The sequence below is a fragment of the Alistipes sp. AF48-12 genome (genome assembly GCF_003477565.1).
GTDB classification, from domain to species: domain Bacteria; phylum Bacteroidota; class Bacteroidia; order Bacteroidales; family Rikenellaceae; genus Alistipes_A; species Alistipes_A hominis.
The window spans coordinates 47,654-72,387 of record NZ_QUDJ01000002.1 but is presented as its reverse complement, the minus strand read 5'-3'; the positions used below and the strand labels follow the sequence as shown (position 1 = coordinate 72,387).

Below are 24,734 nucleotides of genomic sequence, written 5' to 3'. Positions count from 1 at the left end.
GCCTACAATCACTAACCTTTTCCGCTATGAAAAATATTCTGCTTGTCTTTTGCCTGCTGGCGGCCGGAACCGGTTTCGTCCGCGCCGGCGGACTGACGCTCGCCTCGCACGGTAAGAGCGGTTATGTAATTATCATTCCCGAAAAAGCCACCCCGGTCGAGAAAAAAGCGGCCGACGAGTTCCGGCGGCTGTTCGCGCTGAGTTCTTCGGTCGAACTGCCCGTCTGTACCGACGCCCGCCGTCCTTCGGCGCGGGAGATCGTGATCGGCAATACGTCGCGGTCGAATTCCGCCGCCGATACTTCCGGCCTGCAGCAGGACGGGTTCGTGATCCGCACCGACCGCAAATCGCTCTCGATCCGCGGCGGCAGCGAAAAGGGGGTGTTGTACGGCGTTTATACGTTTTTCGACAAATACCTCGGTTACCGCTGTTATTCGCCGACCGTGTTCAAATATCCGACGCTCGCGAAGGTGACGGTCGCAGCCGGGATCGCCGACCGCCAGGTGCCGGTCAACCTCTACCGGAACGTCTTTTACGAAGTGGCCGACGATCCGTTCTATGCGGATTGGCATAAGCTCGATCACATGAAACCCGACTGGGGCATGTGGGTGCATACGTTCGCGCAGTTGCTGCCGCCCGACCGGTATTTTGCGGAACATCCGGAATATTACGCCCTGGTCGACGGCAAACGGGTCGGCATGCAGGCCGACGGTCACCTTTGCGCGCAGTTGTGCTTGACCGACCCGGACGTGCTGGAGACGGTCGTCGAAAACCTCGGCGACAGGATGCGCGAGCAGCCCGACGCCCTTTATTGGTCGGTCAGTCAGAACGACACTTATGCCGAGCACGGCTATAACTGCGCCTGTCCCTCCTGCCGGGAGTTGGACGAGCAGGCCGGCGCTCCGAGCGGTTCGGTCGTCGCTTTCGCCAACCGCGTGGCCGCTCGGTTCCCGGACAAAATGATTTCGACGCTTGCCTACCGTTACAGTCGTACGGCCCCGAAAGGAATTCGCCCGGCCGACAACGTCAATATCATGCTGTGCGACATCGAGTGCAACCGCCATCGGCCGATCGAAACCGATCCGACCAGCCGGGCGTTCCGCACCGATTTCGAGGAGTGGGGGAAAATCGCCAAAAGTATCCTGATGTGGGATTACGTGATTCAGTTTTCGAATCTGATGGCCCCGTATCCGAACCTGCGCACGTTGCAGCCGAACATGCAGTATTTCGTCCGCAACGGCGTGACGGCCCAGTTTCAGCAAGGCAATATCAGCAAAGGCGGTGAATTCTGCGAATTGCGGCCTTACTTGGTGGCCCGGCTGCTGTGGAATCCCGATGTCGATATCCGCGCCGAACTGGCCGATTTCCTGTCCGGGTATTACGAGGAAGCGGGGCCGCATATTGCGGCTTATATCGACCTGATGCACGACGAACTCGAAAAGTCGGGCCTGCCGCTGACTATTTACGGCAAGCCGTACGATCATTACGAGAAGGGATATATGCGTCCGGAGCTTTTTGCCCGTTACGAAGTTCTGTTCGACGAAGCCGAAAAAGCGGTCGTATCGAAACCCGACGTGCTCGAACGGGTGCGGGTGGCTCGCTTGCCGCTGACCTTTTCGCTTTTCGAGATCGCCAAGGCGCGCGGTACCGCCGAAGACCGGGTGTTCGAACAGGCGGACGGCCGCTGGAGGGTGCGTCCCGAAATAACGACCCTGCTGGACGATTTCCATGCGTTATGCAATAAAGTGAAGATTCGGCATTTCGTCGAAGGAGGCGTGTCGCCCGACGAGTATTGCCGGCAGACCCGCGAGGCGCTGGAAGCGGCGACCCGGAAATAAAGTCGAAACGAATGTTCCGGGAAACCGGAGTTTGTTGTGGAATTCGAAAGGAAACGTTTATCTTTGCCCCGTATCCCGGAAAGTACCGGAAACGGCGAGTCGCTGAATTTTGATAAAACGATTTTATGATACTGAAGATAGGTTCGACGGACGATCTGCCCAAGGCGGCGGCCGCGATTCTGGAGTCGCTCGACGGACGTTCCGTCGTGGCTTTCCGCGGCGAAATGGGAGCCGGCAAGACGACGTTGATCCGTGCGATCTGCGATGCGCTGGGCGTAACCGATACGGTGACCAGCCCGACGTTCGCCATCGTCAACGAATATCGCGGAGAGGGGATTCCGCCGGTGTATCATTTCGATTTTTACCGGATCGACCGGATCGAGGAGGCTTTCGATTTCGGGTACGAGGAGTATTTCTACGGCGGCGACCTGTGCCTGGTCGAGTGGCCCGAAAAGATTGAAAGCCTGCTGCCGGACGATGCGATGACGGTACGTATCGAAGTGACCGGCGAGGATTCGCGGACGATCGAGATCGATCCTCAGGACTGAGACGAATTGAAAGACTGATTAAGGTTAAACTATATGAATATGACAAAGAGTGCGTTTTTGTTCGTCCTGCTGCTTTTCTCCGTCCGGGCTTTCGGACAGACGGATACGATTTTCTCGAACAACGAAAAGATCCCGTGTATCGTCAAGGAGATCAAGGAGAGCTCTGTGGTGTACGTGCATCCGGGGGAAGAGCTTCTGAACAGTATTTATAAAAATGCCGTCCAGAAGATCGTCTTTAAGAACGGCCGGGTTCAGGTTTTTGCCGAGGCGACTTCGTTCAATGCGGTCAAGGGCGTCGACGATTACGAAAAAGTGACCGTGACGGCCGTCGAAAGCGAGGTGAAAGGGCTTTTCAAAGTGGGGGATGTCAGCGCCAAAGCGGTGGGAACCACCGAACTGTCCAATCAGGAGCGAGTGAAGAACCGGGCGTACCGGAAGCTTAAAATGGTGGCTGCGATGATGGGAGCGAACGCCGTCTACCTGACCAACCAGCGCACCGAAGGCAATAAGATCGGTTATTTCTCGTCCAGTTCGGCCGAGACGAACCTTACGGGCGTCGCCTATACGAACCGGCTGCCCGATTTCAACGCCTTCAAGGAGCTGCTCGATCGGCACAAGGGAAAGATGACTCAGGTGCTCGAGGTCAGCCTCGGCGGCAGTTCTACCGAATATGCGAAATTTAAGACCAACAAGCCTTTTACGATCGAAAACTTGACCGGCGAAAACGGGTTGATCGTGATCGACGACAAATACCGCGTGGTCGGGTTCGACCAGCAGGGGTTCAACGTCTATTACCGCAACAAGAGCAAATGGTTCAACGTGCGGGTCGATTTCGGGGAGTAATCCGTATCGTGCCGCCGCTGTCTACGGCTTGATCCGGGCAATGATTTTCGGGTCGGAGAGTTCGCGCAGCGCGTCGCGGCCGATCCATGCAGCCGTCCGGTCGGCGGACGCCCCCAAGCGGCGGCTCAGTGCGACGGCCTGCGTGTGGAGCCGCAGGTTACGCTTGCCGGTCTGCCGTAGCGCCCAGTTGACCGCCTTGCGAACGAAATTCCGGGGGTCGGCGGAAGCGGTTTCGATCAGATCGAAAAGCGGGATGAATTTTTCATCGCCGCTTTTTTTGTCTCCGACGGCCAGCGTGGCGATCAGCGCGAAGGCCGTTCGGCGGACGAACTCCTCTTCGCGGGGAGCATAAGCGTAAATTTTGTCGAATGCGAACGGTGTATGCCGCAGCAGGTTCTGGCAGCACATATCGCAGATGTCCCAAGCGTCGAAACCGTCCGTCCAGCGGTCGGCCAGCTCCGGCGTCGTCCGGGCCGGATCGGCGATCATCGGAGCCAGCAACCGGGCTTCGTGCCAACCTGTCTCCCAAAGACTCAACGCCAATTCGTGCTGTCTTTTGTAAGGCTTGGCGATCTTCCGCAGTTGCGGCACCGGGACGCCCAGCGCCCGTTCGTCCGGGATTCCGAAACGTTTCATTTTTGCCAGGTGGTCGGGCGAGGCGTGCGATTTGAGCAGTTCGATCAATTCGGTCGTTTTGTCCATGAGTTCGGGTTGTGTTATCTTTGGAGCAAAATTAATCATAAAGTGAAAAGGTACGATTGTTTGCTGTTCGATTTGGATAGAACCCTGTGGGATGTGGAGCGGAATCAGAAGGAGGCTCTGCGGGTGTTGTACGACCGTTACCGGCTGGAGCGTTTCTGCCCCGATTTCGACGATTGTTTCGGTTATTACGAAACGAGCAACGCCCGGCTGTGGGAAGAGTACCGCGACGGCAAAGTGAACCGCGAGACCCTGCGCAATGCGCGTTTCGAGGAGATGCTGGCTGCGATCGGCGTACACGATACGGAGTTGGCGCGGCGGTTGGGGGACGATTACGTCCGCCTTGCGCCGACTTTTACGAATCTGATTCCGTATGCCGAGAAGGTAGTCCGGGAGCTGAGCGGACGCTATCCGCTGTACGTCGTGACCAACGGATTCAGAGAGACGCAATATATCAAATTGAAAGAGTGCGGCCTTTACCGTTATTTCCGGGGCGTCGTCTGCTCGGAGGAGGCCGGTGCGAACAAACCGTCGCCGGTAATCTTCGGGTATGCCCTCCGTGCGGCGGGCGTCGGGGCCGATGAGGCCGTGATGATCGGGGACGATCCGCAAACCGATATCCTCGGCGCGTCGAACGCCGGCATCGACTCCGTCTGGTTCAATCCGCTCGGCGAAGTCCGCGAGATTGACGCGACCTACGAAGTTTCGGCCCTGCCTGAATTACTGGGAATATTTTAGAAGACAGTGTTTTCTGCACTCTCCGCCCTCGTTCCGTTGTTATGGGGGAAGGTCAGTGGGAACTGCCGGTCGTTTTCCCGATCCATTCGGCGATTAGGTCGAGCGCTTCCGGAGCGAACGTTTCGTCGATGCTGCCGTATTCGTCCGGTTCTCCCGTTTCGCAGTGCTGAAAAAGGTGGTTCAGCCCGGGGAACCGGCGGAATTCCACATTCGTTTTACACGCTTCGCGGCAGCTCTTTTCGAGGCCGTCCATATTCAGGTCGCAGTAGACCTGCATGTCTTTCTCCCCGTTCAGAATCAGCATCGGGCAGCGTACCTGCCCGATCAGCTTGCCCGGATCGGAAGCCATAAAATACCTGTACCACGGGAGATTCATCCGACCCACAGCCTTCGTCAGCGAGTCCGGTTCGAGATCTTGTTCGCTTTTGAATGTCGGCATCATCTTTTTCACGGTATTGCTGTCCTGCCCTGAAACCCATTCCTTCAGCCTTCGGGAGTAAATAACCTCCGCTTTTTGCTGCGGGTTTGCAATCAGGTCGGAGAAGATGATCCTGTTCAACGATTGTGACAAATCGATGGTCGTTTGATCCTGTATGATTTTTTTCAGGGCGTGTTCCTGCTGGGACAGGAATATTTCGATACCCGGCACGCCCGGTCCTGCCAGCGAAACGATAAAGGCGATGTCCGGATTGTCCTGCGCGGCGATCAGCGCGATCAGTCCTCCTTCGCTGTGTCCGGCCAGTCCGATCTTCGCCGGGTCGATTTCGGGCCGGTTTTTCAGATAACGGACGCCTTCCAGTACGTCGCGGGCGAAATCCTCGGATGTAGCCTGCCGCAGATCCCCGGTCGTCTGGCCGCATCCGCGGTCGTCCACGCGCAGTACGGCGATTCCGCGGCGTCCAGGTAGTCGGCGATTACGCGGAACGGCTGGTGATCGAACAGCGTTTCGTTCCGGTCCTGCCGCCCGCTGCCGGTGATCAGCAGTGCGACCGGAAATCGCTCCCCTTTTTCCGGCAACGTCAGCGTGGCGCCGTAGCGGATCGAGGAGTCACCGTTGTAATAAATGACATCCTGTTCGGCGTAGGGGAAAGGCGGTTGCGGGTATTGCGGGCGCAGTTTGATCCGGTCGACGGATTTGCGGAGCGTCAGCGGGAATTTTTTACCGTAGTTATGCCATTCGCCTACGATGCTGTCCGCCTTTATTTTGCCTTTAAAATAAGCATCTGCGGGTTTCTCTACCCTGAATACCACGCTGTCTTGTTCATAACCGACCGTCGCCGGATAATCGAATGTGCCCTGTGCCGGGACATTCATCTTCGCTGAAAAGTTTCCCGAAGGGTCTTTTTGTACGATGAACTGCATCCGGAGCCGGTGGGCTCCGGCGACCGCATCTCCTTCGTAAAAATTTGGTTGCAATGGCTCTGCCGTCCGGCTGACGGCAATTACCGGCGTACTCAGCAGAAATATCAACAATATTTTTTTGATCGGGTACATTTTTCCACTGATTATTTGGCTTTGTAATGGTAGTTGTAACGTCGTTCCGGAGCGGATTCCCCGTTCAGGAAAAATTCGGCGATGTCGTCCGGCTTCCGGATATTGTCGGCCCAATGGAAATAGAAATCCGGCCGATCGCCTTGGCCGAGCAACTTTTTCGGGACGGCGATCTCCATCTCGTTCCCTCGCTGCCGGTACCGGCAGGGCGCAACGGTCGTCCAGCGGTCGCCGTCGCGCCGTTTCAGCATGGTTTTTTCCGGCGACCGGATCTCCAGGTTGACGGCGAAATCGTATCCTTCCCAGCCGGTTTTTTTGTCCCGGTCGCCGTCGATGAAAAGCAGCATCCAGTTCGGCTCCCGCCAGCAGGTCATCGGTTCGACGGTTTTGACATAAAAATAGATGAATTTGTCGTCGCAGGCCACACGCGATTCGGCGATGTCGTTGCGGGCGGTACGGTTGACGTAGCGGATGCCCTGCGGCGCGCCGTCGTTGTCCCGCATTTGAAGTTCCCCGACGAAATCCTCGAAGCGGGGCTGCACGTCGGCCCACTCGTCGAAGCGGCCGTCGATCGCGATCGTCTTGCGGGGCGAGGCTTCCGGAGGCGGTTTCATCCCTTTGTAACGGCGGACGTGGGCGGCCAGTTGGTAGAAATAGTTGTCCGAATTTTTTCCGGCCTGCGGCTCCAGGTCGCGGTTGAACTCCTCGTTGAACTCGTCGACGAAGTAGGTCTCGCCCTCGGCCAGTTTCCGGTTCTGGAAAGTGATGCCGCCCGCCACGAGTTCGGCGGTGGCCGGCCATGCCTCGGCTTTCCATTCGTTCCATCCGGTAACGCAGACGATCAGCGGACGGAAACGTTCGGCCCCTTTCCACTGCTCTTCGAAAAACAGGCCTTCGCCGGAGCGTGGGCTGTTCCAGTAGCGGTCGTATGCGGGCGTGCTGTCCCGCGTGGAACTTTTCGAACCGTAGGCCGGGTAGTCCCATAACGGGGCTCCCTTGCCGGCGGCCACGGCGATCTGTTCGGCCGCCCCGTCGGGGCGCAGGGCGGGCGTCTGCGGATAGTCGTCGAAATAGTGCCAAAACCCGTCGGCGTCCTTGCCGGCCCACATCCGACGCCATGTAAAGGCGTCGTTGATTTTCCGGTCGGAGGGATGCTGTACGGGCGACAGCACCAGCGGTTTCCCGTCGAGTACGAACCATGCGTCCCGGTAAGCGGTGTCGCGGTAAAATTCCGTGTAAAACTCCTCCAGTTTCGGGACGGGATTCGTGTTGAAAAAAGGCACGAGCCGGGGCGGATCGTATCCGTTGCGCCTCATATTGCCCGTCAGCCGTAACAGCAGGCGCAGTTCGTCCTTGTCCATTACCAGGTTCGTGAAGTCGAGAAACAGGAAGTCGATGCCCACGAGGCAGAACAAGCTCAGGTGTTTCTGCATGACGTACGCGTCCGATGAGCGGTAATATCCGAGCTCGGGTTCCCCCCAATAGTAAGCCAGGTGCGGCCATTGCGTGCGATCCGGCTCTTTTCGCAGCGTTTTCGAAATGTCGTAGTCCGGCGTGTCGTTGCGCAACGGCCCGTGCCACAGCCAGTAGAACAGACCGACGTAGCGGTTCGGCTTTTCTCCGCCGGTCTGTGCGTAGTTCGGCAACTCGCGCCCGAGAGCGTCCGTCGCTACCAGCGGATCGCCGAAAGCCGAGACCTGCGGCGAAATCCCCGTTGCGCCGCAAGTTCCGTCCGGCGTTCCGGCCCGGATGCCGTCGTATGCCAGCAGCAGGATTCCTGCCGTCAGTAGGGCCGGGATCGTTTTCATCGGTCGGCGGTTATTTCCGTACCGAGAAGTTGTAGACGCCCGATCCGACGTGCAATACGGTGCGGTCGCCCTTCCGTTCGACGGTAATGCCTTCGATCTTGTCCAGCGGCTGCCCGTTTTCGGAAATGGCTTCCGGATCGGCTGTAGGCAAGTAGACGAGCGCCGAGGCGTTGCCCGGGATTTCGACCGTCTGCCGGAACGTCTGCGGCGTATCGTTCCATTCGCTGCGGATCAGTCCGTACGGCGATTCGAACGCGACGCGGGTGCTGCGGATGTCGCCGACGACCTGCGGGTCGATCACAACCTCTTTATAGCCGACCGATCCCGGAGCCTGCGACAATCCTCCCAGTCCGTTGAACAGCCACGAATAGAGGTGGCCGAGCATACAGTGGTTGTGCGACAGGTAGTCCTTGCTCATCCACGATTCGGCCAGCGCCGTTTCGCCGCAGGCCAGTTGGTAGCCGTATCCCGGCACGTCGTAGCGGCTGTTCATGTCGAACAGCACGTCCGACGCCCCATTGTCGAGCAGGGCCTGCACGACGTAGCGGTAGCCGACGTCACCGGCCGTCAGCGCGTTGCCGCGGCTGCGGATGTCGTCGATCAGGTTTTGCAGTACGACCGGTTTGTTTTCGGGTTCGACCAGTCCCATGTAGAGCGCCATGGCGTTGGCCGCCTGGCTGTTTCGGTCGTATTTTTTCGTATTTTTATCGAAATATTTGTCGTTGAACGCCTGCTTGACCTGTGCGGCCAGCGCGTCGTAACGAGCGGCGTCCTCCGTTTTGCGAACAGTTCGGCGACCCGTTTCATGGTGCAGATGTCGTAGTAGTAGATGGCCGTCGCGCTGACTCCGTTCGACGTGAGTTGCGAGTGCGCCGGTTCGCCGGGGCCGATATCGCACCAGTCGCCGAGGCCGTAGGCGACGATATGACCGTCGGCTTTCGACGACAGGTAGTCTACGTATCGAGCCATTTTGTCGTAATTCTCTTCCAGCGGGCGGGTATCGCCGTACCATTGGTAAAGGTACCACGGGATCAGGATGTAGGCGCTTCCCCATTCCGGAGTGTCCAGGAAACCTTCCGAGAAGACCGTGTATTGCGGGGCGATGGTCGGGATCATGCCGTCCGCGTGCTGCGCCGTCGCCATGTCGCCGACGATCTTCGGGAATGCCCGCGAGATGTCGTAGCCGAACTGCACCGACGGTCCGATCAGGTGAGACTGTTCGAGCCATCCCAGTTTCTCTCGGTGCGGGCAGTCGGTGAACACGCTCGAAAAATTGCTGCGGATCGCCCAATCGATCAACTCGTAAATCCGGTTAAACAACGGGTTCGAGCAGGCGAACGCGCCGACCGGCGCGGCGGAGTTGGTCGTATGCAGACCGGTCAGTTCGACGATTTCGGGCAGTCCGTCCGGGTTCGGCTCGCCGGCCGGAACGGCTCCTTCGACTTCTACGTAGCGGAAACCGTAGTAGGTGAACTGCGGCTGCCAGGTTTCCGGCTCGCCGGTACCGAGCGTCGTGTAGCTGAGTATATAAGGGCCTCCCGACGAACGTTGGTTCGCGGTGCTGTCGCCGCCTTGTAATTCGGAAGGGAACATCCGTACCGTATGTTTGCCGTTGGCTTTGACCGTCAAGCGGACGATGCCCGACGCATTCTGCCCGAGGTCGTACAGGTAATTGCCCCGGCTGTTTTCATATTTGCGCACGGTCGGCAATGCCTGGCGGATTTTCAGCGGCGTGGTACGCTGCGAGCGCAGCGGGCTGTCGAATTTCGTGAGAACCGCATCCTGCCATCCGCTGTCGTCGAATCCGGCCTCTTTCCAACCTTGCTGCACGAGGTTCGCATCGAAATCCTCGCCGCCGTAGATGCTCGAAAAAGTGATCGGGCTTTGCGTGGTTTTCCACGACGCGTCCGATACGATCGTGTCCGACGTGCCGTCTTCGTACTCGATTTCCATCTTCAGAAGCATTTTCGGAGCGCCGTACGATCCGACGAATTTCGTGTAGCGTTCGTTCGGGATATTGAAAAAACCGTTGCCGAGCATCACGCCTATGGCGTTTTTCCCCTGTTTCAGTCGGTCGGTCACGTCGAACGACACGTACTGCGCTTCTTTATCGAATTTCGTCCAGGCCGGGTCCAGAAAATGATCTCCGGTCTTGGTGCCGTTGAGGAACAGTTCGAACTGACCGAGCCCGCAAACGTAGGCCGTCGCGCGGCGCACCGGCTTGTTCACCGGAAATTCGCGCCGCATTTGCGGCAGTTTGTAGCGGCCGATCACCGGCAGGTGACGTCCCAGTCCGTCGGTCACCGTCAGGCTGTCGATGTCGGGTTCGAATGCGATCCACCGTGCTCCCGACCAGTCGGCCTGCGATAGCAGTCCCATTGCGAAAGATGCGGTGCGCGCCCACGGGGACGCTTTTTTCGTGCCGTCCCATACGCGGACGCTCCAGTAGTATTTTTTTGCCGCTTCAAGCGGTTCGCCTGCGTAAGGGACGAGTAGCGATTGCGACGAAGCGATTTTTTTGCTGTCCCACACGTTGCCCGTGCCGCGTTCGACCGCTTCCGGCGTGTCCGAAACGATGATCTGGTAAGCGGTCTGTACGGCGCCCCGCGTCGGGGCGTACAACTGCCAACTGAAACGCGGCGTTTGGGTTTCGATGCCGATCGGGTCGGTCTCCTGCTCGCATTTGAGTTTGTCTGCGCCGAAGGATTGTCCTTGTGCTGCGCCCGTTCCGAGCAGCAGCAATATGCCTAAAAGTCCGTATGAACGGATCGCCGAAAAGTTTTTCATTGCTGAAAAGATTGATTCGTGTGCTAAAATACGCTTTTTGTACCGTTTCTCAAAACGGATTTTCCGGGAAGGGGCGTAAAGGGATGTTCAGTTTCGGGAGGGGCGGCAAGCCAGCGCTCCGAAACAGAGCGAAACGACGCTACAGCATACGGTCAGCAGACCGGTCAGCAACAGGATATCGCCCAGACCGGTCAGCGGCGAAACGATCGCGCCGGAGAGGAATTGGAAAAACCCGATCACGGCCGAAGCGCTGCCGGAGTGTTCGCGTTCGATGTCGAGCGCGAGGGCCGTCGAGGTCGGCAGGATCATGCCGATGGCGACCATCAGCAGGAAAAGCGTGGACTCCAGGAACCCGAACGGAAGTCCGCACAGCAGGGTCGTCGCGCACAGGACGCCGGAACCGACCAGGCCCCACAGGCCTGCCGACAGCGCGTTGCTTCCCCTGCGGAACCGGCCGGCCAGCCAGCTGCCGACGATGATGCCCGCTGCGTTGGTAGCGAAGCAGACGCTGTATCCGATCGGGCTGAGGCCATAATGCTGTTGCAGGATAAACGGCGACGAGGCGATGTAGGTGAAAAATACGCCCATCCCGAAAGCCTGCGTCAGTACGTAATACATGAACCGGCGGTGTCTGAGGATCGGAACGAAAGCTCGGAACGTGCCCCAGACGCTGCCTTGTATCCGTCGGTGTTTCAGCAGCGATTCGCTAATCCGCAGGTTGACGGCGAAAAGCAGGATGCCGATTACGAGCAGCGTCACGAAAATGCCGTGCCAGTCGGTAAAGTTCAGCAGGAATCCGCCGAATACCGGCGCGAGGATCGGGCTCAGCCCGTTGACGACCATCAGCATCGAGAAAAAGCGGCGCAGTTCCTTGCCTTCGTACAGATCGGCCGCGACCGATTTCGACAGTACGATCCCGCCTGCTCCGGCGATTCCCTGGAACAGTCGGAACAGGACGAACGAATAGATGTCCCAGGCGAACAGGCAGGCGACGGTCGCCGCGACGAACAGGCCGAGCGTGATGAGGATCGGCCGTTTGCGGCCGTACTTGTCGCTGATCGGGCCGACCAGCAATTGGCCGCCGGCGAGGCCGAGCATACTTGACGTCAGGCTCAGTTGCACCATCGATGCGGGCACGTCGAAGTAGTCGCCGATCGACGGGAGTCCCGGCAGGTAAAAATCCGTAACGAACGGGCCGAACGCCGACAGCATGCCGAGAATGATCAGCAGGAAAGTGCGGGAGTTGCGGCGATGGATTTTCATGGTCGGATTTTTATCCCGCAAAAATAACCATTTTTTGTAAAAACCGTTCCCCGAAGAGGAAGGGACTGCGGTACGACGCGTTGCGGCGGATTCCGGCGGTTGCCGGAAACGAAAGCGGGACGCGCTCCGGAGAGCGTGTCCCGCCTGAAATTTCATGTGGCGGATTACAGGGCCTCGAAAACTTCTTTCCCTTCCTGGCACAACGGGCATACCCAATCGTCGGGCAGGTCTTCAAAAGCGGTTCCGGGTTCGATTCCGTTGTCGGGATCGCCCACTTCCGGGTCGTAAATGTACCCGCATACTTGGCATTTGTACTTTTTCATCGTATTCGATATTTTATTGAGTGAGACATTGCGTCGCGTAAAAACGGTTTTAGTATTTGCACACGCCGGTATAGGTCTGCGGCGAAAGCCTGCGGAGCTCTTCCTTGACTCCTGCCGGCACGTCCAATCCTTCGATAAACGCTTTGATATCGGCTTCGGTGATCGGCTTGTTGGTGCGGGTCAGCGCTTTCAGCGCCTCGTACGGGTTCGGATAGGCTTCGCGGCGCAGAATCGTCTGGATGCCTTCGGCGACGACCGCCCAGTTGTGTTCGAGGTCTTCGTTGATCGCGTCGAGGTTGATGATCAGCTTGTCCATCCCTTTGAGGATCGACTTGAAGGCGATGACCGTATGGGCCATCGGCACGCCGATGTTCCGCAGTACGGTCGAGTCGGTCAGGTCGCGCTGCATCCGCGAGATCGGCAGTTTCGACGACAGGTGTTCGAATACGGCGTTCGCCACGCCGAGGTTGCCTTCGGCGTTCTCGAAGTCGATCGGGTTTACCTTGTGCGGCATCGCCGACGAGCCGACTTCGCCCGCTTTGATCTTCTGTTTGAAGTATTCCATCGAAATGTACGTCCACATATCGCGGCACAGGTCGATCAGGATCGTATTGATCCGCTTGAAGTTGTCGAGGATCGCGGCGATGTTGTCGTAGTGCTCGATCTGCGTGGTGACCTGCGAACGTTCCAGGTGCAGGATGTCGTTGACGAAACGGTTCGCGAATTCGATCCAGTCGATGCCCGGGTAAGCGGCTACGTGCGCGTTGAAATTCCCGGTGGCTCCGCCGAACTTGGCCGGCGACGGAATCGCGCGCGACAGCGCGATTTGCTTGTTCAGCCGTTCGACGAATACGCAAATCTCCTTGCCGAGTTTCGTAGGCGAGGCGGGCTGCCCGTGCGTATGCGCCAGCAACGGGATCTCTTCCCACTCCTTCGACAATGCCGTGAGCTTGGCCACCAGTTGTTCGATCAGCGGATAGTAGACGTCGTTGGTCGCGTCGCGCAGTGTCGACGGAATCGCCGTGTTGTTGATGTCCTGCGACGTGAGCCCGAAGTGCACGAACTCCTTGTGCGCGCCGATACCGAGCTGCTCCATTTTCTCTTTTACGAGGTATTCGACGGCTTTCACGTCGTGGTTGGTCGTCTTCTCGATCTCTTTGACGCGTAGCGCGTCCGCTTCCGAAAAGTCGCGGTACAGGTCGCGCAGCCCTTCGAACGCCGACGCGTCCACGTCGGCGAGTTGCGGCAGCGGCAATTCGCACAGGGCGATAAAATATTCCACTTCGACCATCACCCGGTAGCGGATCAGCGCGAACTCCGAGAAGTAGTCGGCCAGCACTTCGCATTTGCTGCGGTAACGGCCGTCGACGGGCGATATGGCGGTTAATTCAGACAATTCCATCATTTTTTTACGGTTCTTAATCACACAATAGAAAACAAACAAACCAAGGCGCGCCTTGGCGTCCCGGTTTTTTCGATCTGTCATGCAAATATACGAAACCTCCGCGTAATCTGCAATAAATGTGCCTTCAACTTCGTATTGTGTCAAAAAGAGGGCAATTTTATGCAATCCGGAATTAAAATGTTACTTTTGTAAATTCCGGGGACATTCTTTGCAGGGTTTTTGCTCCGGAGAATTTTTAGGTTGACGAGCTATGCTGACGGTATTGTTTTTTATCATTGTCGGGTTTTACCTGTTCGGATTGCTCGGCCGGTTGTTTTTGAATTATTGGATCCGCAAGAAACAGCGGGAGTTCGCCGAAGGTGGCGGCGGGTTTTCGCGTACCTATACGTGGGGGACGGGTTTCGGCCGCAGCAGCCGTCCGAAGCCGGAAGGCGACGTGACCGTGCGGCAAACCGCTTCCGCGCAGAAAAAAGTGAACCGGAACGTCGGCGATTACGTCGATTACGAGGAGGTGAAGGAGGAGGCGAATTAGGCTTCCGGGCTGTTCGCCGCGACGATTTTGCCGGTGGAAACCGTCGCGGAAGTTACCCGTCGCCGGATATTTTGGATGTTGATTATGAAAAAACTGTTTGAACAGATAGGCCGTTATTTCGTGCTGATGGGGAAGGTTTTCTCGAAGCCCGAGAAGATGGCCATCTACCGGAAGCGGATACTGGCCGAAATCCAGGATTTGGGGCTGAATTCGATCGGGATCGTGGCGATCATCTCCGTTTTCATGGGGGCCGTGATTACGATCCAGATGGCGTTGAACCTCGAGTCGCCGTTCATTCCGAAATACCTGATCGGATATGCCGCGCGGGAGTCGATGCTGCTGGAGTTCAGTTCGACGGTCGTGGCGCTGATCCTGGCCGGAAAGGTCGGGTCGAACATCGCTTCCGAAATCGGTACGATGCGGATTACCGAGCAGATCGACGCGCTGGAGATCATGGGCGTCAATTCGGCGAGCTACCTGATTCTGCCGAAGATCATCGGCACCGTATTCTTTTTCCCGTTCCTGACGATCCTGAGCATGATTATCGGCGTGGCCGGCGGATACGTCGTGAGCATACTGACCGGGGCGGTGAATCCCGATTCCTACATCGTCGGCGTGCAGTACCAGTTCAAACCTTTCTACATCACTTATTCGCTGATCAAGTCGTCCGTATTCGCGTTCATCATCACGTCCATTTCGGGTTTTTACGGCTATTTTGCCAACGGCAACTCGCTCGAAGTCGGGCGGGCCAGTACGCAGGCCGTCGTGGTCAGCAGTATCGTGATTCTGATATTTAACCTGATTCTTACACAGTTACTTTTGACATAGCATGATTCGAGCCGAACATATCGTAAAGTCTTTCGACGGACGCGTGGTGCTGAACGACATTTCCGCCGACTTCGCTCCCGGAATCACCAACCTGATTATCGGACAAAGCGGTTCTGGAAAGACCGTACTGCTCAAGTCGCTTGTCGGGCTGCATAAGATCGACAGCGGCAATATCTACTATAACGACGTTTGTTTTAACCGGCTGCCGTTCAAGGAGCGCAAGGCGATCCGCGAGGAGGTCGGCATGATTTTCCAGGGAGGCGCGCTGCTCGACTCGTCGAACGTCGAGGAGAACGTGCGGCTGCCGCTCGACCTGTTCACGACGATGAGCATGAGCGAGAAGCGCGACCGGGTGAATTTTTGCCTGAAACGGGTCAACCTCGGCGACGTGAACCATCTGTACCCGGCCGAAATCAGCGGCGGGATGATCAAGCGCGTGGCGATCGCCCGCGCCATCGTGCTGAATCCGAAGTACCTGTTCTGCGACGAGCCGAACTCGGGGCTCGATCCGATGACGTCGGTGCTGATCGACAACCTGATCCAGGAGATCACCCAGGAATACAACATCACGACGATCATCAACACGCACGACATGAACTCGGTGATGGAGATCGGCGAACACATTATTTTTATCCATCAGGGGCAGAAATGGTGGGAAGGCACCAAGCACGATATTCTGCATGCCGATAACCGCGAGCTGAACGATTTCGTGTTCGCTTCGGCGATGGCCAAGCGCGCCCGGGAGGTGGAAATGTAGCGGGGCGGGCCGTACCGAACGGACGTTCCGCGGGAGAGGCGGTTTACTAAAAAAATTTAAAATAATTTTGCAGGCTCCCTGTTTTTTATATACTTTTGCAACGGTGTATTATAAGGTATTTTTCGGCAATTGATTAACCTTTCAAAATAAGTAGAATTATGTCAAAGATTAAAATTGGTATCAACGGTTTCGGCCGTATCGGACGCCTGGTGTTCCGTGCCGCAATGGCCAAAGACAATTTGGAAATCGTCGGAATCAACGACCTGATTTCGGTGGATTACATGGCTTACATGCTTCGTTACGACACGATGCACGGTCAGTTTAAAGGCACGATCGAAGTGAAGGAAAACGCACTGGTTGTCAACGGCCACTCGATCCGCGTAACTGCTGAAAAAGATCCCGCAAACCTGAAATGGAACGAAGTGGGCGCCGAATATGTCGTTGAATCGACCGGCCTGTTCCTGACCAAGGAAAAAGCCGAAGCTCATATCAAAGCGGGCGCGAAACGCGTCGTTATGTCGGCTCCGTCGAAAGACGATACCCCGATGTTCGTAATGGGCGTGAACAACAAAACTTACGCCGGTCAGACGATCGTTTCGAACGCATCCTGCACCACGAACTGTCTGGCTCCGATCGCCAAAGTGCTGAACGATAAATTCGGTATGGTAGAAGGTTTGATGACCACCGTTCACTCGACCACCGCTACCCAGAAGACCGTAGACGGTCCTTCGATGAAAGACTGGAGAGGCGGCCGCGCCGCTTCGGGCAACATCATCCCGTCGTCGACCGGCGCCGCTAAGGCCGTAGGTAAAGTGATTCCTGCGCTGAACGGCAAACTGACCGGTATGTCGCTGCGCGTACCGACCCTGGACGTATCGGTCGTAGACCTGACCTGTACGCTGGCTAAGGATACCACTTACGACGAAATCTGCAAAGCCATGAAAGAAGCTGCCGACGGCGAACTGAAAGGCATCCTCGGTTACACCGAAGACGCCGTGGTTTCCTCGGACTTCCTGGGCGACGCGCGTACTTCGATTTTCGACGCGAAAGCCGGTATCCAGCTCTCTCCGCGTTTCGTGAAAGTCGTTTCGTGGTATGACAACGAATGGGGTTACTCGAACAAAGTGCTCGAGCTGATCGAATACATGAACACCGTGAAATAGTTTTATAACAACGGTGTATTTTTGCGGGGGATGCCTTTGGGGCGTCCCCCGCTTTGTTTTCGCGGGCGCTCAGTCTGCGGCGCCCGTTTCGCCGTATGCCGCATAATGTCGGCGCGGATCGCTGGAAGTTCGGGGCTTTTTATTATATTTGTCTTCTTATTGAAGTAATATTCCGAAATGTTATGAAATCACGGATAAGTGTTTTACTGGTCGCCTTCGCGATGCTGTTCGCGGCTGCGATCCCGGAGACGGCGACAGGCAAGTCTCCGAAAGCGCGCAACGGAATGATCGAATTCCCCGAGCCGGCCCGCGCGAAAGGGCAGACCGACGTGCTGCAATTGCGCTGCGATCCGATTCCGGTGGTTCGGGTGGCTTTTATCGGACTCGGGATGCGCGGCTCGATGGCCGTGGAACGTTATACCCACCTGGACGGGGTGCGGATCGTAGCGCTGTGCGACGTGCGTCCGGAATTGGTGGAGAATGCCCAGGGGACGCTGAAAAACGCCGGGCTGCCCGCCGCCGCCGGATATACCGGCGCGGAGGATTGGAAAAAGGTCTGCGAACGGGAGGACGTCGATCTGATCTACAACTGCACGCCGTGGCTGCTGCACACTCCGATCGCCGTCTACGCGATGCGACACGGGAAACACGTGGCGCTGGAAGTTCCGGCCGCGATGTCGATCGACGAGTGCTGGCAGTTGGTCAATACGGCCGAGCAAACGCGCCGCCACTGCATGATGCTGGAAAACTGCTGCTACGACTTTTTCGAGATGGCTACGCTGAATATGGCGCAACAAGGGCTTTTCGGCGAGGTGATGCACGTAGAGGGAGCTTATATCCACGACCTGCGCTCGCTGAACCTCGACGACAAAACCGGATATTACGATATGTGGCGGTTGAAATACAATACCGACCATACCGGCAACCCGTATCCGACGCACGGTCTCGGGCCGGTCTGCCAAATCCTGAATATTCACCGCGGCGACAAGATGGACTACCTGGTTTCGGTATCTACCGACCAAAAGGGACTTTCGCTGGCCGCTGCCGGGAAATTCGGGAAGGATTCCGAGTATGCCGAAACCGATTACAAACTGGGCGATATGAACACCACGTTGATCCGTACGGCCAAAGGCAAAACGATCCTGATCCAGCACGACGTGACCAGCCCGCGTCCCTATGACCGCCTGCATAAGATCAGCGGTACGAAAGGTTTCGCACAGAAATATCCTGTCGAGGGAATCGCTCTCGAACCGAATGCGCATTCGTTCCTGGCGAAGCCGGAGTTCGATCAGTTGATGGCCGAGTACGAGCACCCCATTTCCAAAGAGATCGGCGAGAAGGCGCGTCAGGTCGGCGGGCACGGCGGCATGGACTTTATCATGGATTACCGGTTGATCTACTGCCTGCACAACGGGCTGCCGCTGGATCAGGACGTGTACGACGCCGCCGAATGGTCGTCGCTGGTCGAACTGACCGAAACGTCGGTAAAACATCGCGGGATGCCTGTAAAAGTGCCCGATTTTACACGCGGAGCCTGGAACCGAGTCAACGGATTTTCGCATGCCGTCAAATAGCGGCGTCGGCGAATGAAATAAGCAGATTATGGAAAAGATAGATCGGATCGTAACGTTATTTGATATTGCCGGCGAGGTCGTAAAGATCGCTCCGGTAGGCAGCGGATGGATCAACGATACCTACCGTGTTTCGACGGCGGGCGATGTGCCGGATTATGTGCTGCAACGGGTTAATCACCTTGTTTTCCAGGACGTCGGCCTGTTGCAGCGCAACATCGAGCGGGTTACTTCGCACATTCGCCGCAAGTTGACCGAAGCGGGCCGCGAAGATGTGGAACGCCGGGTGTTGCGCGTCGTGCCGACCAAAGACGGCAAACTCTATTATTTCGACGGGGAAAACTACTGGCGGATGATGGTTTTTATCGCCGGTTCCGTTACGCATGAGAGCATCACCGGCCCGTTGGCTTACCTGACCGGGCAGGCGTTCGGCGAGTTCCAGTCGATGCTCGCCGATATCGGCGAGGGGGCGCTCGGGGAGACGATCCCGAATTTCCACAACATCGAGTTCCGGCTCGAAGGTTTCCGCGAAGTGGCGGCCCGCGATCCGCAGGGACGCCTGGCAGGTGTGCGGTGGATGGTCGACGAACTGCTGGCCCGCGCCGACAGGATGTGCCTCGCGCAACGGCTTTTCCGCGCCGGAGAGCTGCCCAAACGCGTCACGCATTGCGATACGAAGGTCAACAACATCCTGTTCGACGAGCAGGATCGCCCGTTGTGCGTGATCGACCTGGACACGACGATGCCGGGGTTCGTGCTGTCCGATTTCGGCGATTTCATCCGCACGGCGGCCAATACCGGAGCCGAGGACGATCCCGATCTGGACAAAGTGGATGTCGATATGGATATTTTCCGCGCCTTCGCCAAAGGGTATGTCGAGAGCACTGCATCGTTTCTGACGCCCGTCGAGCGCGAGAACCTGCCCTACGGAGCACAATTGCTGACCTACATGCAGACGGTACGATTTTTGGCGGATTACCTCGACGGCGACAATTACTACAAGATCAAACATCCGGAACACAACTGGCAGCGTTCGAAGGCGCAGTTCAAGCTGCTGCAAAGCATCGAAGCGCAGGAAAAAGCCATGAACGATTACATCGCCGGGTTGTAGATTACTGAAAAAGGGACGGAACCGCAAAAATTTTCCGCGAGGACATCTATGAAAAAACTGTCGATCGTAGTCGCAACGTACAACCGGGCTCCGTACCTGCTCCGGACGCTGGAGAGTCTTGCGCGTCAGACGCTGTCGCCCGGCCTGTTCGAAATACTGGTCGTCAACAACAATTCGTCGGACAATACGCCCGAGGTGGTCGCCGGTTTTGCCGGCAGCCATCCGCAGTTGCAGGTGCGGATGGTGACCGAGACGTCGCAGGGAATTTCCTATGCGCGCAACTGCGGCATCGCTTCGTCGGTCGGGCAGTACATCGTATTCATCGACGACGACGAAGAGGCAAATCCTGAGTTTGCTAAAAGCTATTTTTGTTTTTTTGAAAACAATCCGGGTTTGGATGCTGCCGGGGGGGCGGTTGTTCCGGTTTACGAAGCGCCGTTGCCGGCGTGGTACTCCTACTATATCGAGAAAATGATCACCGGGGCGTTCGATTTGGGCGACCGCATGGTGCCGTTTCGCGGGAAACGGTACCCGGGCGTCGGCAATTCCGGTTTCCGCCGCCGGCTGTTCGATCGGTTCGGTAATTTCAACACGGCGCTCGGACGTTCGGGAGCTAACCCGATGGGGGGCGAGGAGAAAGACTTCTTTATGCGCGTACGGGCGCAAGGCATCCGTTATTACTACGTTCCGGGCGCTGAAATATACCATATTACGCCGGCGTCGAAGCTGACGCGGGCTTATTTCGAACGGTTGACCCGGATGATCGGCGTCAGCGAGCGGGTGCGCACCCGCTCCGAAGGGGGCGTTTCGTTCCCGAAACGTCTGTTGGCCGAGGCGGTCAAATGGGGCGGGGCCTGCGTATTCGCATTCGGCTACCTGTGCCGCCTGCAGCCGCTGAAAGGGTGGTACCTGCTTCGGATGCGGTGGAATATTACCTGCGGTCTGTTGACCGGTAAGTAGGCGTTCTGCCGCGGGAGTTTCGGGACTGAACGGCTCCCGGCGTTTCAAAATCTTTGGTTATGAGCGATTCGAAAAAAATACTGATGGTTTCGGATGCGTGTTATCCGGAGCTTTCGCCTCGGGCGTTCCGCACGACCGAGCTGGCGCGCGAGCTGGCGCGCGAAGGACACCGGGTAACGTTGCTGATTCCGAACCGGCAGGTTTTTCGCGACGATCCGTTGCAGGCGGACGGGTTGCGGGTGATTTTTGCCGACGGTACGGTAGAGGGACAGGGCGGGTCGGCGGTCGCCCGCAGAAACAAGAGCATCCGCCGATTTATCCCGAAATTCGCACAGCGCTGGATTCTCTATTTTTACTGCCACGAGTTTTTCGCCAAATACAATCCGGGGATTTTCCGGCGGTTGGTCGCGTTGGACGAGCCGTTCGACGCCGTGCTGTCGATTTCGTATCCGGCCGCGATCCACCGGGCCGTATCCCGGGCGATGCGGCGGAATCCGAACCTGAGGCATGCCGTGACGATCGCCGAATTCAGCGATCCGCCGTTCCGCGGCGATGTGGCGCCGAACGTGTTTCCTGCCTATTACCTGATCTTGAAATGTTGGGGGCGCCGGTTCGATTATTTTACGATTCCGGTCGAAAAGGCGTTGGGCTGTTACACGCCTTATAAGAGCCGGGAACGGATAAAAATCATTCCGCAGGGATTCGATCTGAACGCCGTGAAACGCCGGCCTTACGAGCCGAATCCGCAGCCGACGTTCGCCTACGCAGGTCGTTTCTACGAGCGGATCCGCGACCCGCGCTTCTTTTTCGATTTTCTGGAGACGCTGGATGCGGATTTTCGCTTCGATCTGTATATCAATTGCCTGGACCCTTGTTTCGCCGAAATGATCCGGCAAGCGCAACAGCGAGTGCGCGGCCGGATCGTGCTGCGCGAAGCGTTGCCGCGCGAACGGCTGATCGAACGGCTCGGCGCGGCCGATTTTCTGATCAATTTCGACAATACTACGTCGAACGCTACGCCGAGCAAGCTGATCGACTATGCGATGACCGGCCGGCCGATCCTGTCGTTCAACGACCGCACGTTCGATCCGGACGGGTTCCGCGCGGCGCTTCGCGGCGATTACCGCGCGCAGGTGCGGGGAATCGACCTGTCGCAGTACGATATCCGGAACGTGGCGGCGCAGTTTATCGATCTGATCGACGCCGGGAAACAAAAGGAATAGGGGCTTTCCGGCCTTTTTCAGCGCGGCTTTGGCTGCCGAAATTGACGCGATTCCGATACGGGATTTGCGGGTGTACGATTTATTTTGAGTCGTGTTGCCGAATAGTCGACACGTGCACCTGACTTCTAATTAACTGCAAATTGTTTGTCGGATGTTTTCAACCGTTAGGAATACGGCCTGTTATTTTTTCTGTTTTCACGATTTTTTTCTATTGTAATGCTTGAAATCGCATATTATATATAAGAGTGCGAATCGTGTAGCCATGTTCCCCGTTTTAAATATCAATAATTCCGATATAATGTCCTTTTCGTATTATTTTAAAGAAGGCGCAGAGGAACGATTCTTTCGGAAAGAGGACGTCCGCTATTATATCAGGTATAAAGATAAGACCTATGACCTATCATGCGAAAAGAATCAAAAACGACCTGACGGATTTCCCGGCCTATATTTATCTCAATTCGAGTTTCCCGAGTTGTGTTCATCTTATTATAAAAACTACTTGGTCGATGTGATTATCCCGAGCAGCATGATCGATTTTCCCAGGAACGGTTCAGACAAGATTTTCGTAGAAGGTTTGGGCGAGATAACATCGGACGATAATCCGATAGTTGTAATGATGAGAATGAAGGAATAATGAAAAGAAAAAATCTGTTCGTTTTTGCGGATCGGGTTTTGTTACCGCTGTTGCGGCAGTAACCGTATTTACCGCTCGGTACAAGAATGCGGTCGGCGATTTATTCATGCAAAACGTTGAAGCGTTAACCGAAAATGAAGACTCCGGTTGCCCGGGAGGACAATGCACCACGACTTATGCTGACGGCGGAAGTTGTACGGCTTGTTGTTCCTCAGGGCGAACTCCCAATTGTGACGAATACGGTTGTTGGTGCTTGTGACGGTTAAATTTTTTTATTCCTGTTTCAGTGTCCGGCGATAGAACTCTGTCAGCCGGCTCACGGTTTTGTCGGTGATAGACGGGTCGTGTCGCCGGATGCGTTTTCGGAAGGCGGTAAAAAAAGCGATGCGGATTCCCGCATCGCTTTTTTGTTCAAGTTCGGTATCGGATTGTAGGCGGCCGTTACCGGTTTTTTATTTTGTCGTGTCCGTGGCCGTACTGTCGGCGGGGAACATGTGTTTGGCATACTTGTACCCGTAAGCGTCGTACAGCCTGGCCAGCGAAGTTTCGCGTTTCTTGAAACTGTCGAAATCTTTGTTGTCGTACGACCAGCCCACTTCGGCCAGCGCGGCCAGGCGCGGCAGCAGCATGTATTCGGCATGGTCGAATTCGCTGATGAATTCGGTCCACAGGTTGCCCTGTACGCCCAGGATATACTGCTGTTCGTCGGCGTTCAGCCCTTCGTACGGGTCGAGCGAGTACACTTTCTCGATCGGAAGATGTCCGCCGATCGATTTCGGTTCGGTTTCGGTCTTGTCGGTCTGGTAGTAATCCAGATAGCAGTGCGAGTTCGGGGCCATGATGACGTGGTTTCCCTTTTTAGCCGCTTCGATACCGCCCGCGGAACCGCGCCATGACATGACGGTCGCCGTTTCCGAGATGCCGCCTTCGAGAATCTCATCCCAGCCGACGATCTTGCGGCCTTTGCCTGCGAGGAATTTCTCGGCCCGCTGCATAAAATAACTTTGCAGTTCGTTCTCGTTTTTTAGCTTTTCGGTTTTGATCCGCTGCTGGCATGCCGGGCATTGCTGCCAGTTGATTTTCGGGCATTCGTCTCCGCCGATATGGATGTATTCCGACGGGAACAGTTCGACCACTTCCGACAGGACGCCTTCTATAAACCGGAACGTCGAATCGTTGCCGGCACAGTACACGTCGGCTTTTACGCCCCAGGTCGACGGAACGACATACCCTTCGCCTTTGCAGCCGAGGTAAGGATAGGAGGCGAGCGCAGCGGAGGCGTGGCCCGGCATTTCGATTTCGGGGATGACCGTGATGAACCGTTTTGCGGCATATTGTACGATGTCGCGGATTTCGTCCTGCGTGTAGAAACCGCCGTAGGGAACCGAATCTTTCGGTGCGTCGGCTTCGGCTTGCAGGTTGCAGCGGTCGCGGAACGCGCCGACCTCGGTCAGTTTGGGGTATTGTTTGATTTCGATCCGCCAACCCTGGTCGTCGGTCAGGTGCCAGTGGAAACGATTGAGTTTGTGCATAGCGAGGATGTCGATGAAAGTTTTCACGTCGTCGGCGGTAAAGAAGTGACGACACACGTCCAGCATTCCGCCGCGGTGGGCGAAGTGCGGCTTGTCGGCGATCTCCGCGACGGGCAATTCGATGACGCCGGCTTTTTCGCCCCGCGCTACGGCTACCGGCAGTAACTGCCGCAGCGTCTGGAAGGCATAAAATACGCCGGCGGGGCTTCCTCCGGTAATGTCGACGCCGTCCGGACGGATATTCAGCGTATATTCCTCGGGTTGCAGGCCGCCCAATCGCACGTTGATCGCGCCCGCTTCGGGCTGCGTGCTTTTAATCACCGGCAGCGGTTTGCCGAACGATTTGTCGAGCAGGCCGTTGAACAGGCGGACGGAGTAGTTCAGCGTCGAGTCGTCCGACAGCAGGCAGATTTTGGTGTTTTTCGTCAGGTCGAACGCCCCGTCGGAGGCGACGACCGATACCGGCTGCGGTACGATGTCGACCGATTCGACGCGGGCGATCCGTTTGCCGCAAGAGCTGCATAAGACGGCCGCGACGCCGCAGAAGAATAGCAGTTTTTTCATAGGTCAGATTTTTAAATTTTGGATTCGGTGGAACAAAAATACGTTTTTTTCGCAAAACCGCGTCGTATCCGTCCGCTTTTTGCCGACCGTCGATCCGGACTCTTCGTGCGATCGCG

21 protein-coding genes and 1 pseudogene are annotated in these 24,734 nt (G+C 56.7%); 12 read left to right on the top strand and 10 right to left on the bottom strand.

Annotated elements, in window-relative coordinates; translation table 11 throughout:
* Positions 1-26 precede the first annotated feature (26 nt).
* The 3 genes from DW082_RS01525 to DW082_RS01515 all read left to right on the top strand — a co-directional run bounded on the left by DW082_RS01525 (position 27) and on the right by DW082_RS01515 (position 3,229).
* Entirely contained in the window at positions 27-1,838 is a 1,812-nt protein-coding gene (locus tag DW082_RS01525; protein ID WP_101571778.1) for a DUF4838 domain-containing protein, read from the top strand.
* A gap of 125 nt (positions 1,839-1,963) precedes the next feature.
* Positions 1,964-2,386 carry a tRNA (adenosine(37)-N6)-threonylcarbamoyltransferase complex ATPase subunit type 1 TsaE gene (gene tsaE / locus DW082_RS01520; protein ID WP_055202558.1) on the top strand — a complete coding sequence of 141 codons (423 nt, stop codon included), beginning with the start codon at positions 1,964-1,966 and terminating at the stop codon, positions 2,384-2,386.
* A 39-nt stretch (positions 2,387-2,425) separates the two neighbouring features.
* Entirely contained in the window at positions 2,426-3,229 is an 804-nt protein-coding gene (locus DW082_RS01515; protein ID WP_145996519.1) for a hypothetical protein, read from the top strand.
* Positions 3,230-3,250: 21 nt separating this feature from the next.
* Here the strand turns inward: DW082_RS01515 and DW082_RS01510 are convergent, their stop codons facing one another.
* A complete protein-coding gene (locus DW082_RS01510) occupies positions 3,251-3,931 on the bottom strand; it encodes a DNA alkylation repair protein (protein WP_055202554.1) in 681 nt (226 codons plus the stop codon).
* Positions 3,932-3,973: 42 nt separating this feature from the next.
* On the opposite strand from DW082_RS01510, the gene DW082_RS01505 reads away from it, so the two are divergent.
* A complete protein-coding gene (locus tag DW082_RS01505) occupies positions 3,974-4,666 on the top strand; it encodes a YjjG family noncanonical pyrimidine nucleotidase (RefSeq protein ID WP_182424060.1) in 693 nt (230 codons plus the stop codon).
* 52 nt (positions 4,667-4,718) lie between these two features.
* Here the strand turns inward: DW082_RS01505 and DW082_RS01500 are convergent, their stop codons facing one another.
* The 8 genes and pseudogenes from DW082_RS01500 to purB all read right to left on the bottom strand — a co-directional run bounded on the left by DW082_RS01500 (position 4,719) and on the right by purB (position 13,743).
* Positions 4,719-5,540, bottom strand: coding sequence for a S9 family peptidase (locus DW082_RS01500; RefSeq protein ID WP_182424059.1), 822 nt, complete (start codon positions 5,538-5,540; stop codon positions 4,719-4,721).
* Entirely contained in the window at positions 5,444-6,160 is a 717-nt protein-coding gene (locus tag DW082_RS14410; RefSeq protein WP_182424058.1) for a hypothetical protein, read from the bottom strand. The genes DW082_RS01500 and DW082_RS14410 overlap by 97 nt, the downstream gene beginning before the upstream one ends.
* A gap of 11 nt (positions 6,161-6,171) precedes the next feature.
* A complete protein-coding gene (locus DW082_RS01495; protein WP_101571771.1) occupies positions 6,172-7,965 on the bottom strand; it encodes a hypothetical protein in 1,794 nt (597 codons plus the stop codon).
* A gap of 10 nt (positions 7,966-7,975) precedes the next feature.
* Positions 7,976-8,350, bottom strand: a complete 375-nt coding sequence (locus tag DW082_RS14825; protein ID WP_259335469.1) for an alpha-L-rhamnosidase C-terminal domain-containing protein — start codon at positions 8,348-8,350, stop codon at positions 7,976-7,978.
* A 27-nt stretch (positions 8,351-8,377) separates the two neighbouring features.
* A pseudogene (locus tag DW082_RS01490) lies at positions 8,378-10,212 on the bottom strand (family 78 glycoside hydrolase catalytic domain); the annotation flags it as partial.
* 627 nt (positions 10,213-10,839) lie between these two features.
* On the bottom strand, positions 10,840-12,015 hold the full coding sequence (locus tag DW082_RS01485) for a multidrug effflux MFS transporter (RefSeq protein WP_101572051.1): 1,176 nt from the start codon (positions 12,013-12,015) through the stop codon (positions 10,840-10,842).
* A 164-nt stretch (positions 12,016-12,179) separates the two neighbouring features.
* Positions 12,180-12,338, bottom strand: coding sequence for a rubredoxin (rd, locus tag DW082_RS01480; protein WP_055202543.1), 159 nt, complete (start codon positions 12,336-12,338; stop codon positions 12,180-12,182).
* A 49-nt stretch (positions 12,339-12,387) separates the two neighbouring features.
* Complete coding sequence (purB, locus tag DW082_RS01475) at positions 12,388-13,743, bottom strand: adenylosuccinate lyase (RefSeq protein WP_101571768.1); 1,356 nt, start codon at positions 13,741-13,743, stop codon at positions 12,388-12,390.
* 250 nt (positions 13,744-13,993) lie between these two features.
* On the opposite strand from purB, the gene DW082_RS01470 reads away from it, so the two are divergent.
* The 8 genes from DW082_RS01470 (at position 13,994) to DW082_RS01435 (ending at position 21,888) form a co-directional block, all read left to right on the top strand.
* On the top strand, positions 13,994-14,275 hold the full coding sequence (locus tag DW082_RS01470; RefSeq protein ID WP_055202541.1) for a DUF4834 family protein: 282 nt from the start codon (positions 13,994-13,996) through the stop codon (positions 14,273-14,275).
* 84 nt (positions 14,276-14,359) lie between these two features.
* Positions 14,360-15,103, top strand: a complete 744-nt coding sequence (locus tag DW082_RS01465) for an ABC transporter permease (protein ID WP_055203506.1) — start codon at positions 14,360-14,362, stop codon at positions 15,101-15,103.
* A 1-nt stretch (position 15,104) separates the two neighbouring features.
* Positions 15,105-15,860, top strand: a complete 756-nt coding sequence (locus tag DW082_RS01460; protein ID WP_055202539.1) for an ABC transporter ATP-binding protein — start codon at positions 15,105-15,107, stop codon at positions 15,858-15,860.
* Positions 15,861-16,018: 158 nt separating this feature from the next.
* The gene (gap, locus tag DW082_RS01455; protein WP_055202537.1) at positions 16,019-17,023 is read left to right on the top strand and encodes a type I glyceraldehyde-3-phosphate dehydrogenase; all 1,005 of its coding nucleotides are present in this window, start codon (positions 16,019-16,021) and stop codon (positions 17,021-17,023) included.
* Between the two features lie 182 nt (positions 17,024-17,205).
* Entirely contained in the window at positions 17,206-18,597 is a 1,392-nt protein-coding gene (locus DW082_RS01450; protein WP_118457022.1) for a Gfo/Idh/MocA family protein, read from the top strand.
* Between the two features lie 28 nt (positions 18,598-18,625).
* On the top strand, positions 18,626-19,705 hold the full coding sequence (locus DW082_RS01445) for a phosphotransferase enzyme family protein (RefSeq protein WP_118457020.1): 1,080 nt from the start codon (positions 18,626-18,628) through the stop codon (positions 19,703-19,705).
* A 48-nt stretch (positions 19,706-19,753) separates the two neighbouring features.
* Positions 19,754-20,665, top strand: a complete 912-nt coding sequence (locus tag DW082_RS01440; RefSeq protein WP_055202533.1) for a glycosyltransferase family 2 protein — start codon at positions 19,754-19,756, stop codon at positions 20,663-20,665.
* A 59-nt stretch (positions 20,666-20,724) separates the two neighbouring features.
* The gene (locus DW082_RS01435; RefSeq protein WP_118457019.1) at positions 20,725-21,888 is read left to right on the top strand and encodes a glycosyltransferase; all 1,164 of its coding nucleotides are present in this window, start codon (positions 20,725-20,727) and stop codon (positions 21,886-21,888) included.
* Between the two features lie 1,086 nt (positions 21,889-22,974).
* Here DW082_RS01435 and DW082_RS01425 read toward each other — a convergent pair.
* Positions 22,975-24,618 carry a beta-N-acetylhexosaminidase gene (locus DW082_RS01425; RefSeq protein WP_055202527.1) on the bottom strand — a complete coding sequence of 548 codons (1,644 nt, stop codon included), beginning with the start codon at positions 24,616-24,618 and terminating at the stop codon, positions 22,975-22,977.
* Positions 24,619-24,734 lie beyond the last annotated feature (116 nt).